The sequence below is a fragment of the Tannerella sp. genome, assembly GCF_052170195.1.
GTDB lineage: Bacteria > Bacteroidota > Bacteroidia > Bacteroidales > Tannerellaceae > Tannerella.
The window spans coordinates 33,299-45,849 of the sequence record NZ_JBQNAZ010000012.1 but is presented as its reverse complement, the minus strand read 5'-3'; the positions used below and the strand labels follow the sequence as shown (position 1 = coordinate 45,849).

10 protein-coding genes and 1 tRNA gene are annotated in these 12,551 nt (G+C 45.1%); 7 read left to right on the top strand and 4 right to left on the bottom strand.

Annotation, left to right across the window (positions count from 1 at the left end; genetic code table 11):
• Positions 1-23 precede the first annotated feature (23 nt).
• Positions 24-542: a hypothetical protein gene (locus ACTTKA_RS05195; RefSeq protein ID WP_442724230.1), complete on the bottom strand. Its 519-nt coding sequence runs from the start codon at positions 540-542 to the stop codon at positions 24-26.
• Positions 543-810: 268 nt separating this feature from the next.
• Here ACTTKA_RS05195 and ACTTKA_RS05190 point away from each other — a divergent pair, with 268 nt between their 5' ends.
• Positions 811-1,926, top strand: coding sequence for an acyltransferase family protein (locus ACTTKA_RS05190; RefSeq protein WP_442713906.1), 1,116 nt, complete (start codon positions 811-813; stop codon positions 1,924-1,926).
• Between the two features lie 59 nt (positions 1,927-1,985).
• Here ACTTKA_RS05190 and ACTTKA_RS05185 read toward each other — a convergent pair.
• Positions 1,986-2,056, bottom strand: a tRNA-Gln gene (locus ACTTKA_RS05185).
• 110 nt (positions 2,057-2,166) lie between these two features.
• Between ACTTKA_RS05185 and rsfS the strand changes: the two genes are divergently transcribed.
• From rsfS to ACTTKA_RS05170, 3 genes are read left to right on the top strand one after another with little or no spacing between them, the layout of a single operon-like run.
• Complete coding sequence (gene rsfS, locus ACTTKA_RS05180; RefSeq protein ID WP_442713907.1) at positions 2,167-2,526, top strand: ribosome silencing factor; 360 nt, start codon at positions 2,167-2,169, stop codon at positions 2,524-2,526.
• Between the two features lie 26 nt (positions 2,527-2,552).
• Positions 2,553-4,553: an ATP-dependent zinc metalloprotease FtsH gene (gene ftsH / locus ACTTKA_RS05175; RefSeq protein WP_442724229.1), complete on the top strand. Its 2,001-nt coding sequence runs from the start codon at positions 2,553-2,555 to the stop codon at positions 4,551-4,553.
• Between the two features lie 12 nt (positions 4,554-4,565).
• Positions 4,566-5,417 carry a phosphatidate cytidylyltransferase gene (locus ACTTKA_RS05170; RefSeq protein WP_442724228.1) on the top strand — a complete coding sequence of 284 codons (852 nt, stop codon included), beginning with the start codon at positions 4,566-4,568 and terminating at the stop codon, positions 5,415-5,417.
• On the opposite strand, the gene porT is transcribed toward ACTTKA_RS05170, so the two are convergent.
• Positions 5,404-6,120: a type IX secretion/gliding motility protein PorT/SprT gene (gene porT, locus ACTTKA_RS05165; protein ID WP_442724227.1), complete on the bottom strand. Its 717-nt coding sequence runs from the start codon at positions 6,118-6,120 to the stop codon at positions 5,404-5,406. The genes ACTTKA_RS05170 and porT overlap by 14 nt on opposite strands.
• A 139-nt stretch (positions 6,121-6,259) precedes the next feature.
• On the opposite strand from porT, the gene ACTTKA_RS05160 reads away from it, so the two are divergent.
• The 3 genes from ACTTKA_RS05160 to ACTTKA_RS05150 all read left to right on the top strand — a co-directional run bounded on the left by ACTTKA_RS05160 (position 6,260) and on the right by ACTTKA_RS05150 (position 12,096).
• Complete coding sequence (locus tag ACTTKA_RS05160; RefSeq protein ID WP_014225652.1) at positions 6,260-6,430, top strand: DUF362 domain-containing protein; 171 nt, start codon at positions 6,260-6,262, stop codon at positions 6,428-6,430.
• 423 nt (positions 6,431-6,853) lie between these two features.
• Positions 6,854-9,391, top strand: coding sequence for an adenosylcobalamin-dependent ribonucleoside-diphosphate reductase (locus ACTTKA_RS05155; protein WP_442724226.1), 2,538 nt, complete (start codon positions 6,854-6,856; stop codon positions 9,389-9,391).
• Positions 9,392-9,402: 11 nt separating this feature from the next.
• Positions 9,403-12,096, top strand: a complete 2,694-nt coding sequence (locus tag ACTTKA_RS05150; protein WP_442724225.1) for a 4-alpha-glucanotransferase — start codon at positions 9,403-9,405, stop codon at positions 12,094-12,096.
• Here the strand turns inward: ACTTKA_RS05150 and ACTTKA_RS05145 are convergent.
• The gene (locus tag ACTTKA_RS05145; protein WP_442724224.1) at positions 12,089-12,508 is read right to left on the bottom strand and encodes a bactofilin family protein; all 420 of its coding nucleotides are present in this window, start codon (positions 12,506-12,508) and stop codon (positions 12,089-12,091) included. The two genes, ACTTKA_RS05150 and ACTTKA_RS05145, sit on opposite strands and share 8 nt — an antisense overlap.
• Between the last annotated feature and the right edge of the window lie 43 nt (positions 12,509-12,551).

Genomic DNA, 12,551 nt, shown 5'->3' with positions numbered 1-12,551 from the left:
TTTGTTATTATATATACAATAGATTAATATCCCCAAAAAAAGAACAACACACACCCTATCCATTCGGGTGGGAAACTTGCATCTATACGAAAAACAGGCTGCTCATCCAACGTGTATACCTGCCCCTCGTACAATAAAGCCACATGATCGACTTTACCGCTTCGAACTTCTACACGATAAAATCGATTTTCGGAAGGAACATAGTAACCCACTAATTGGCTTTCCTTATTAATGTATTCTATCCGGTTGCCCTCCGTTTGACGGATATAATTAATTCCTAAATCTTCGCGACGCACTCCGTCCAGCACTTCGATCATTCGCCCTTCTTCAATCAGAAAGGTTGATCCGGTAACATTGATTTGTTCGTTGTTTATTTTTGTTGCTATTACCCGTCTTTGCTTGTCATACAGCGATTGTGCATAACTCTTTCCTGCAAAACAAGGCAATAAAAGCAATAAAAATAATGCATAATGTTTCATTTCTATCGCCTGATTACTAAATATCATAAATTTCAGGCCACAAAGATAAATAAATATATTCATTATATGATTATCCCTTTATGTGTTATTTAAAGGCAAGAAGTTCATAGCATTTAATTCTTCAACAATAGTAATAAATATTCCCGTATTGTTCTCACTTACTTCATTCCCACATTAAAAAAACAAAATACTGATTATAAGAATCATAACACACAATCAAGAAAGTCATTTATATTTAAAAGACAAAAACTATTTTCGGCCCCAAAAAGTATTGAAGAAAAAAAAATTACTTTTGCACTTCTAAAATTAACGTTGAATCATATCAAAGAACATGACAACAGAAATAAATAAAAAAGAACGTTTGCTCTCACTCGATGCGCTACGAGGCTTCGATATGCTTTTTATCATGGGACTGGCTGACCTTATTCAGGCCATCTCTCGACTGTGGCCTGATGCTGAAACTGCCAAATGGATGACCCGACAGATGGAACATGTAGAATGGAACGGCTGGGTGCACCACGATACGATTTTCCCCTTATTCCTTTTTATTGCCGGCATCTCCTTTCCGTTCTCACTTGCCAAACAACGCGCGAGTAAACACACTGAAAAGCAGATCGCCTTAAGAGTCGTAAAACGCGGCCTCATACTCGTGCTGCTGGGTATGATTTATAACGGGCTTTTCGATTGGAACTTTTATGACCTGCGTTGCGCAAGTGTACTTGGACGGATTGGATTGGCATGGATGTTTGCCGCACTGCTCTTCATGAAACTCAGACCCAAAACACTGACTGTCATTTCAACAATCATTCTGATTGGTTATTGGTTGCTGCTATGGCTTGTCCCGGAAGGAGATGATCCGTTCTCGTTCGAACACAATTTGGTCGGAACGATAGATCGTATAATGCTTCCGGGTAAATTAATATACGGCGATAATTACTTTGATCCCGAAGGAATATTAAGTACCTTTCCTGCCATTGTGACAGCTCTGCTCGGAATGTTGACCGGAAGTTTTGTAAAAGGTCCGGAAGAGAAAGTGTCTGGCTATAAGAAGTCGCTCTACATGCTTGCGGCTGCCATCGTACTGATTTCTATCGGTTATCTTTGGGATACAGTCTTTCCCATCAACAAGAAACTCTGGACAAGCAGTTTTGTTTGTGTGCTGGCCGGCTATTCGCTGATAATGTTCGCGCTGTTTTATTATATCATCGATGTAAAAAACTATCGCCGCTGGACGTTGTTTTTCCGGGTGATTGGAATGAACTCAATCTCCATTTACCTCGCGCAACGTATCATCGACTTTCAACACATATCCGACTTTTTCATTGCAGGACTTGCCGCCAAATTTCCTGATGTATGGGAAAATATTCTCAACGGCTGCGGATACATCGCTGTCTGCTGGCTATTTCTTTACTTTCTGTACCGGAAGCAAGTCTTTCTGAAAGTCTAGCATTATATTTCGAAAAGGGAAGGAAGAATGAAAACAATGAGAAATATGATGTTTCATTGTTGTTCTACTAGGATTCGAACCTAGACAAACAGGACCAGAATCTGTTGTGCTACCATTACACCATAGAACAATGGAGAAGGAAAGAGTTTCTCTTCTTTCCGGGTGCAAAATTACATATATTTTTTTTTCCGCCAAAAAATAATGACTTATATTTGTCCCGCAGAATTGAAAAAAGCAAGAATGAATCAAACAAAAACACTTGTAAATGCGGTCGTTAAAGGCTTGCAAGAAAAAAAAGGAAAACGAATCGTTACAGTAGATATGAGTCAATTATCGGGAGCGATTTGCGAATATATGGTCATTTGTGAGGGAAACAGCCCGACACAAGTCTCGTCACTCTCCGATTCGGTTTGGGATATCGTCCATACGGATGCCGGCGAGAAACCGCTCTCAATGGATGGTAATCGAAATGCACAATGGATTGGCATGGATTATGGCACAGTTCTTGTTCATATCTTTATGCCCGAACAACGCACGTTCTATAATCTGGAAAATCTCTGGGCCGATTCGAAGATTAAAGCCATTCCCGATTTAGACTGATTTTTTCGGCTTAATAATAAGAATGTATGGAAGAAAAAAATAATCTGCCGAAAAGCGATAACGGCAACAAATCTAAATTCCGTTTCAGCCTGTATTGGATGTACGGAATTGTTTTTGTCGCGTTGATGGGACTATATCTGATGAATGATTTCTCAACTTCGAAAGAGTTGGGGTGGACGGAATTTCAGCAGTTGGCTGCCGACGATGTATTCGATAAAATAATTGTCCACAATCGCAAAAATCTCTTGGAAGCCACCGTCAAGGCCGACTACCGGAAACGGATATTCGCTCGCGAAGAAGAGCCGTTCGACACGGAAGCAAAGGTGTATGTCAAAATTCCTTCGGCTGATAAATTTTCGGATTTTTACGACAAAATGGTGGCCGAAAAACAAATCTCAGCGCAGGTAAGCTTCAAAGAAGGAGACGATACGCTGTGGAATCTGCTCGTATCTATCGGCCCGTTCGTTATCATTATTTTGCTGTGGCTGTTCTTTATGCGCCGCATGGCCGGCGGGGCTACAGGCGGACCGGGAGGCGTATTCAACGTAGGAAAATCAAAAGCACAACTCTTCGATAAAAACTCGCACGTCAAAGTGACATTTAAAGACGTGGCCGGACTTGTCGAAGCCAAACAAGAAGTGGAAGAAATCGTCTCATTCCTCAAAAATCCGGGAAAATATACCGAATTAGGCGGAAAAATTCCCAAAGGCGCTTTGCTGGTAGGCCCTCCGGGAACGGGAAAAACACTTTTAGCCAAGGCCGTAGCCGGCGAAGCGCATGTGCCATTCTTTTCCCTCTCCGGTTCGGACTTTGTAGAGATGTTTGTCGGTGTCGGCGCCTCGCGGGTGCGTGACTTATTCCGTCAAGCAAAGGAAAAAGCGCCATGTATCGTATTTATCGACGAGATCGATGCAGTGGGACGAGCACGCGGTAAAAACGCCAATATGACAAGCAATGATGAACGCGAAAGCACATTGAACCAGTTGCTGACAGAAATGGACGGTTTCGGGTCGAACAGCGGCGTCATCATCCTCGCCGCCACAAACCGTGCTGATGTACTCGACAAAGCACTATTACGTGCGGGGCGCTTCGACCGTCAGATCCATGTCGAATTGCCTGACCTGAACGAACGGAAAGAAATCTTCGGCGTACATCTTCGCCCGATTAAAATCGATTCATCGGTCGATACCGATTTTCTGGCACGCCAAACACCGGGTTTCTCGGGAGCGGATATTGCAAACGTATGCAACGAAGCCGCCCTGATAGCTGCCCGAAACGGAAAAAATTTCGTACAGAAAGAAGATTTTATGAATGCCGTTGACCGGATCGTAGGCGGTTTGGAAAAACGGACAAGAATCACGACGGCGAAGGAGCGTAAAAGCATAGCCTATCACGAGGCCGGCCATGCTTCCATCAGTTGGTTGCTGGAACACGCCAATCCTCTCGTTAAAGTGACTATCGTCCCGAGAGGAAAAGCACTTGGAGCGGCATGGTATCTACCGGAAGAGCGACAAATTACCACACGTGACCAACTATTAGACGAGATGTGCGCGACGCTTGGCGGACGCGCGGCAGAAGAAGTTTTCCTCGGCGAAATCTCTACCGGAGCTTCGAACGATTTGGAGCGTGTCACCAAACAAGCATACGCCATGGTCACGTATTTCGGGATGAGTGAGCGACTGCCCAACTTGAATTATTACGATTCCACAGGGCAGGAATGGGGCTTTACCAAACCTTACAGCGAAGAAACAGCACAACTGATCGACAAGGAAGTACAAGATATGATTCATTCGCAGTTTGAACGCGCCAAACGGATCCTGATCGAGCACGCGGCTCAACACAATCAATTGGCTGAAAAACTGCTGATAGCCGAAGTCATTTATTCGGAAGACTTGGAAGCGATTTTCGGCAAACGCCCATGGATTTCGCGCTCACAGGAAATCATGGAACAGCAGGATGGTTCAACACACCAGCCCCCCCCTATTCCGCAATCGGCCGGACATACGGAAACGGAAGTGGGCTTTTAAAAACGCTGTGCTTTGAAAAAATTATTTGTCAGAACAGCAACCGGAATTGTGTATGTAGCCGTCATCGTACTTGCTATGACGCTACATCCGTATGCTTTCCTCGCCCTGTTTATGCTTGTTGCAGGTCTTTCTCTACACGAGTTTCACACACTCATCCGGCATAATAACGGCACGGAAGCCTCCGCCCGGCATCCTGAAAAGTCTTTCTCCCGATGGTTGGAAATCGCCGGGGGAATTTATCTTTTTGCAGCCTCTTTTTTCTATGCAAGCGGAAAAATATCAGAAATAATCTATGCGCCATATTTGCTTTTTCTGATCTTCATTTTAATTGCAGGCTTATATCATAAAAAAGAAAATCCGGTAAACCGTTGGGCGATGACATTCTTTTCGCAGTTTTATTGTGCCGGGCTGTTTTCCATGCTGAATTTTGTTGTGTTCGATCCGACAAATAAAACATACCACCCTTATTACGGGTTATTTATCTTTATTTTTATCTGGCTCAATGATACCGGAGCTTATCTGGTAGGCACCACATTCGGCAAACGACGTATGTTTCCACGTGTTTCTCCGTTGAAGTCATGGGAAGGGTTTGCCGGCGGGCTTGTCATTGCGTGGATGGCGGCGTTGACATTGGCTTATTTTTATCCTGTGGTGAGCTGGTACCATTGGATAGCTTTTGCAACAATCATCGTTTTATTCGGCACATGGGGAGATTTGGTTGAGTCGCTGATTAAACGAACCTATGGCGTGAAAGATTCCGGGACACTCCTTCCGGGACATGGCGGCATATTAGACCGCTTCGACAGCATGATGCTGGCTACTCCGGTTATTTGGCTCTATCTGAGATTTTTCATTCAAAATTAAATGTCAGCACGATCAAACGTGAAGTAGCTTTCGACAGTGCTGCAGTATATACTCGATCAGGCTCACTGATCAAATCGCTACGGTCTTTTTCCAGCACATCGGCCAGTCCGAAACAAAACTTTAACTCGGGACAAAGCTTAAAATAAGGCAGATAAATATCACATCCGAAGCCAATCTCTACTCCATAATCCAATGGCTTTAACAAGACCGGGGTCTCTTTTTTACGCCCCATGTCAAAACTGGTGAAGACACCACCAAGCAAGTAAGGACGGTAGTTATTAAGTCGCATTGCCGTATATTTCAGATCTAACGGCAAAGTAAGATAATTCGATCGGATCGAAGTGGTAAACGTAGCTTGAGAATCGGAAGCCCGCGCGTCAATAAAAGTAAACTTCTTATCACCAAAGTGAACAGTCGGCGTAAAACGCAGATTCAAATATTGATTGATATATAAATTGCCAATCACCCCGACGCTGAATCCCGGTGAATAAGACGGTATTTCGGCAAACCACGTTTTCCCGTCAGACGTTGTCACACCCGAATGCGTTAAAATCAAATCTTGCGTATGCATCCCGACATGAAACCCGAAATGATACCGCTTCATATCGGCATACGGCTGGTTCTTTGGCCTTTGCCGTTGAGCATAAAGACTCGAAACAGCCAAAAACCACCCCCATAAGATAATCAATGTACTTCGTCTCAATTTGCTTTTAATTTATATGAATAACGGAAGAAGAAAAAAGTTATTGCAGCAAAGGAAATAATAAAAAAAGGACAAACATTTTTTTTTATCGGAAGAATCGTTTACTTTTGCATTGTTCTAACTTTAAAAATAAAAGAAAATGGCTTACGTAATTAGTGAAGATTGTATTGCATGTGGTACATGTATTGATGAATGTCCGGTGGAAGCAATCTCTGAGGGAGATATCTACCGCATTGATCCGGAAGTATGCACCGATTGTGGAACATGTGCAGAAGCATGCCCGACGGGGGCAATCAGCCCGGGGGCTTAATCAAAGAAGAAAAGCTAAAAAACCAAAGCGTAGAGTATACGATTTATTCCTTACTCTACGTTTTTTTCTTGTAAATTGCGACCAACCTCGAACAACCCCTCTCACCGAAACAAATTCATCATCTCCCTCACCTTTCTACAAGCGACATCTCGTTTTTATAACGGAGATACCTGTTGCCAAAAAGGCAATAAACACATAAACAAAGTTAGATCATTCAGAGCACTACATCCATCACCATCTTTTCCTTTTTGGAAAACTTTTTACGCACTACAAAAACATAAATCACTAACAAAAAACAGTTTAAAACATAAAATCAGAAAACCTTTCAATAACTACATCTTTTTTCATAGAATAATTTAGCAAAGAAAATAAAGAATAACTACTTTTGCCCCCAAAAAAACACAACAAATAAAGAAAGAAAATATGGGCTTGAAAACGTACACCTTCGACGATGCTTATCAAGCATCGTTAGATTATTTTACGGGTGATGAACTGGCAGCAAAAGTCTGGGTAAATAAATATGCGTTGAAAGACGCATTCGGAAACATCTACGAACAAACTCCCACAGACATGCATCGTCGTCTGGCTAGAGAAATAGCCCGTATAGAAGCTAAATATCCCAACCCATTGTCGGAGCAGGAGCTGTTCGAACTTTTCGATCATTTTCGATACATTGTACCGCAGGGAAGTCCGATGACAGGTATCGGCAATGATTTTCAGATCGCCTCGCTGTCAAACTGTTTTGTGGTCGGTGTAGAAGGTAATGCCGATTCGTATGGAGCTGTGATTCGCATCGATGAAGAACAGGTACAACTGATGAAACGTCGAGGAGGCGTGGGACACGATTTATCACATATTCGCCCGAAAGGTTCACCGGTAAAAAACTCGGCGCTCACCTCTACCGGGCTCGTGCCTTTTATGGAGCGGTATTCGAATTCGACACGCGAAGTGGCTCAGGATGGGCGTCGCGGAGCATTGATGTTGAGTGTCTCCATCAAGCACCCCGATGCCGAATCGTTTATCGATGCAAAAATGACAGAAGGAAAGGTGACGGGAGCGAACGTATCGGTCAAAATCGACGACGAATTTATGGAAGCGGTAGTGAGCGGTGCGATGTATCATCAGCAATATCCGATTGCCGGAGACGACCCGATGGTTACGAAGCTCATCGACGCGAGATCGCTATGGAAAAAAATCATTCATAATGCATGGAAATCCGCCGAACCGGGCGTATTATTCTGGGACACGATTCTTAGAGAATCAGTACCGGACTCGTATGCCGACTTAGGCTTCCGCACGGTTTCAACCAATCCGTGCGGCGAAATACCGCTTTGTCCGTATGACAGCTGTCGACTGCTGGCGATCAACCTGTACTCCTATGTTGTGAACCCGTTCAGTAAGGATGCCTATTTCGACTTCGACTTGTTTAAAAAACATGTTGGGCTGGCACAACGCATCATGGACGACATTATCGATCTGGAATCGGAGAAGATTGAAAAGATTCTGGAGAAGATTGCCTCCGACCCGGAAGGAGAGGATATCAAGCGCACCGAGCGTGAACTGTGGGAGAAAATTCAGCGAAAGACACTGGCCGGAAGGCGTACAGGGGTCGGAATCACGGCCGAAGGCGATATGTTGGCGGCTTTATACCTGCGCTACGGAACGGAAGAAGCAACCAACTTTGCAGAAAAAATTCAAAAAACGCTGGCGTTGGCAGCCTATGGCTCGTCGGTCGAGATGGCCAAAGAACGCGGAGCATTCAAGATTTACGATGCCAAACGCGAAGAGCGTAATCCGTTTATCCTGCGATTGAAGAAAGAGTCCCCGGCCTTGTATGAAGATATGGTAAAATACGGACGTCGTAACATCGCGTGTCTGACGATTGCACCGACCGGCACAACCAGCCTGATGACCCAGACTACCTCGGGTATTGAACCCGTATTTTTACCGGTTTACAAACGTCGGCGCAAAGTGAATCCGAACGACGCCGATGTACATATAGATTACGTAGACGAAACGGGCGATGCCTTTGAGGAATATGTGGTATTCCATCATAAATTCGTCACGTGGATGCTGGCTAACGGCTATCCGGTGACAAAAAAATATACGGCGGAGGAAATCGATCATTTGGTTGCGCATTCCCCTTACTACAAGGCAACGTCAAACGACGTGGACTGGATACAGAAAGTACGGATGCAGGGACGTATCCAAAAATGGGTCGATCATTCGATTAGCGTGACAATCAATCTGCCGAATGACGTATCGGAAGAAATGGTCGATAAATTATATGTAGAAGCATGGCGTTCGGGCTGCAAAGGTTGTACGGTTTATCGAGACGGATCACGCTCGGGCGTATTGCTGTCGACAGAAAAGAAGAAAAAGAAACATGAAGACTGCATGGAGCCTCCGGTCATTGTCTCGACACGTCCGCGAGAGTTGGAGGCCGATGTGGTGAAGTTCCAGAACAATCGTGAAAAATGGATCGCTTTTGTCGGATTGATGAACGGACGGCCTTACGAGATTTTTACCGGTCTGGCCGATGACGAAGAAGGTATTATGCTCCCGAAAACGGTAGAAAAAGGGAGCATCATCAAAAGCTACGACGCTGACGGACGCAAGCATTACGACTTTCAGTTCAAGAACAAACGTGGCTTTAAAATGACGCTCGAAGGACTGGACAGCAAATTTGAACCCGAATATTGGAATTACGCTAAACTGATTTCGGGCGTGTTACGTTATGGCATGCCCATCAGCCAAGTCATCAAGCTGGTACAGGAAATGGAACTGAATAACGAGTCTATCAATACATGGAAGAATGGGGTGGCGCGTGCATTGAAAAAATACCTTCCCAACGGAACGGAACTTAAAGGACAGAAATGTCCGAACTGCGACTACGAGACACTCGTTTATCAGGAAGGCTGCCTGATCTGCAAAAACTGCGGAGCTTCACGTTGCGGATAAACATCTGATCTATGAACATATCATTTCATATCGGTTTCCGAGCTTCCCGGCAACAGAAGATGCGCGTGTGCGGATCCATTCCCGAGTTGGGCTGTGGCGAACCGGTCATGGCGAAAGAGATGGATTGTACAGACGGCGAACATTGGTCGTTGCGGCTTGAGCTGCCCGACGAGATAACCGAAATCGAGTATCACTATATACTGACAGATGCAGACAACAAAGTGACCACCGAGCCGTGGCGCCGAAAACATCGCATCGTTTTCGACTGCACGGCATCCGGTTACTGTCTGTATGACTATTGGCGTGAAGAACCGAAGAATATCGCACTGTACACTTCGGCATTTACGAAGAATTTATTTGCTCACAACGTATCTGAACCCGTTCACGAGCAGCTCGATCGCAGTCTGATCATCCGGCTTCCGAATCCCCGGGTGCAAAAAAATCAGCGGGTAGCTCTTACCGGCAATCAATCATGTCTGGGGCATTGGGACACCACGCAAGCAAAACTTCTACGCCCGTCCGGTGCTGCAGAATGGGAAGTTTGCCTCAATGCCGATGAGATCCGTTTTCCGTTTGAGTACAAATTTTTCGTCTGTGATGAAACAAAACACGTCTGTCATTGGGAGAAAGGCGACAACCGCGTGCTCACAGAGGCTCCCTCAGAAACATGCGAGGTCACGGTGATTTCAGAATATCCGTATCGTGAAGATTTGCCCGAATGGAAAGGAGCAGGGACCGTCATCCCTGTTTTTTCGTTACGTTCCGAACAAAGTTTCGGAGTAGGTGACCTGCATGATCTCAGATTATTGATCGACTGGGCCGAGCAGACACAGCAATGTGTTATCCAAGTGCTCCCAATGAATGACACGACTTGTACGCATACGTGGAAAGACTCTTATCCTTACAGTGCCATCTCGATGTATGCCTTGCATCCGATGTATATCTCGCTATACGGCATGGGGACTCTCGACGATCCGGACCGGATGGCTTATTTCCGAAAGAAACAGATTGCTCTGAATGAAAAGGAAGAAGTCGATTACGAAGCGGTCGAACGTTATAAAACGGCATATTGCCGCGCTTTCTTTGAACAGGAAGGTGCAGCTGTTTTGTCGAGCAACGATTTCAACCGTTTCCGGGAAGATAACCGGAAGTGGCTGATTCCATACGCTGCATTTTGTTATTTACGTGACCAATATCATACGGCCGATTTCTCACAATGGGGGAAAGACGCGATATACAGTCCGTTCCGGATTGAAAAACTATGTGCGGAAAACAGCCCGGCGTACCCGGAAATTTCGTATGTCTATTTCCTGCAATACGTTTTACATAGTCAGTTTCAAGCTGTATCGAACCATGCCCGCCGGAAAGGAATCATCCTGAAAGGTGATCTGCCCATCGGTATTCACCGAACAAGTGTGGAGGCGTGGACGGATACTCGTTACTTTAATATGAACGGTCAAGCAGGCGCTCCGCCCGATGATTTCTCCGCCATGGGGCAAAACTGGTCTTTCCCGACCTATAATTGGGAGGTCATGGAAGAAGACGGGTTCACGTGGTGGAAGAAACGCTTCGGTAAGATGAGCGATTATTTCGACAGTTTTCGTATCGACCATATTCTCGGATTCTTTCGTATCTGGGAAATTCCGCTCGATTACGTACAAGGATTATGCGGACACTTCCGACCGGCATTGCCGTTGACCGTCGGCGAAATAGAATCGTACGGTCTGGCGTTCAAAAAGGAATATACGTCAGCGGTAATTCACCGGAAATACCTGTCGGAGTTATTCGGGGAGCAAACGGAAGTTGTTATCGACCATTACCTCTCCCCCATGGATGCGGATCATATCATGCTAAATCCGTTTTGCGATACCCAACGAAAGATACGGGAACTCTTCGAAGGACATGAAGATGAAGTATCCCAATTGATTCAATCCGGTCTCTATGCGCTGGCCAATGAGGTGCTTTTTCTGGAAGACCCATACGGGCCGGGAAAATATCATCCGCGCATTTCGGCCTCTCAATCATACCGGTATCAAGAATTGACGAAAACAGAGCAAACTGCTTTCGACAAGCTCTATACTTACTTTTTTTACGAGCGGCATCATGACTTCTGGAAAGCGACGGCGTTAAACAGACTCCGTCCCTTGGTTGCGACAACAGAAATGCTCGTGTGCGGAGAAGATTTGGGAATGATTCCCGATTCCGTACACGAAGTGATGGAAGAACTGCACATCCTGAGCCTCGAATTAGGGCGCATATCCAAAGCCTTCGGGCAAGAATTTTCCGACTTGAAAACGGTACCTTACTACTCTGTCTGCACGACTTCAACACACGATATGAGCCCTTTGCGTACATGGTGGGAAGAAAAACCGGAACGTACGCAACGATATGCGGGGTTTATCTTAAAAGAAACCGAAGCGATACCGGAGGAATGCACACCCGAAATAGCCGAGCAAATAATCACGGAACACTTGCATGCACATTCCATACTGACCATCCTTCCTTTGCAAGATTGGCTGGCCGTAGATCATGAATTGAAGCGAAAAGACGCCTTGCAGGAGCGTATCAATATCCCGGCAGACCCGAATCATTATTGGCGCTACCGCATACATATCCCGCTCGAACGGCTTTTACAAGCCTCCGAATTCAATCAAAAAATCCGTGCGATGCTCTCAAAGAGTCATCGCACAAATATAATCACTTGATTGGAGTGACGTTTGCTTTTTTATTTCCGGGAGCCTGCATTCCGTCCATTTGACTCTTACCGGACATCGTACACGTTCCGTTGAAATGAGCACCCGGTTCGATTTCGAGCGTCTGTGTAAAAATATCCCCTTTGATAATGGCGGTAGATTTAAAGACAAGTTTCTCCTTGATACGGATCGAACCTTCTACATCTCCCAATATCTCCGCATTATCCGAAATGATATTTCCTGCGATACTGCCTTTAGGGCCGATGACAATTTTTCCTTTACAATTGATATCGCCTTCGATCCGTCCGTCCAAACGGAAGTCGGAATCCGAAGCGATGCTTCCTGTCACAATTGTCCCGGCAGCTAATACGTTATGTACTCCTCCACTGCTAATAGGTATTTCTTCATTTTTTGTGCGTACCATGTGTTTTTAAAATTTGGTTCGTCGCAAATATAGATATTATTCT

Excerpts from the sequence above, each read along its gene's own strand:
- ACTTKA_RS05195 (WP_442724230.1), bottom strand. The coding sequence starts at position 542 with ATGAATATATTTATTTATCTTTGTGGCCTGAAATTTATGATATTTAGT.
- ACTTKA_RS05155 (WP_442724226.1), top strand. The coding sequence starts at position 6,854 with ATGGGCTTGAAAACGTACACCTTCGACGATGCTTATCAAGCATCGTTA.
- ftsH (WP_442724229.1), top strand. The coding sequence starts at position 2,553 with ATGGAAGAAAAAAATAATCTGCCGAAAAGCGATAACGGCAACAAATCT.
- ACTTKA_RS05160 (WP_014225652.1), top strand. The coding sequence starts at position 6,260 with ATGGCTTACGTAATTAGTGAAGATTGTATTGCATGTGGTACATGTATT.
- rsfS (WP_442713907.1), top strand. The coding sequence starts at position 2,167 with ATGAATCAAACAAAAACACTTGTAAATGCGGTCGTTAAAGGCTTGCAA.
- ACTTKA_RS05145 (WP_442724224.1), bottom strand. The coding sequence starts at position 12,508 with ATGGTACGCACAAAAAATGAAGAAATACCTATTAGCAGTGGAGGAGTA.
- ACTTKA_RS05190 (WP_442713906.1), top strand. The coding sequence starts at position 811 with ATGACAACAGAAATAAATAAAAAAGAACGTTTGCTCTCACTCGATGCG.
- ACTTKA_RS05150 (WP_442724225.1), top strand. The coding sequence starts at position 9,403 with ATGAACATATCATTTCATATCGGTTTCCGAGCTTCCCGGCAACAGAAG.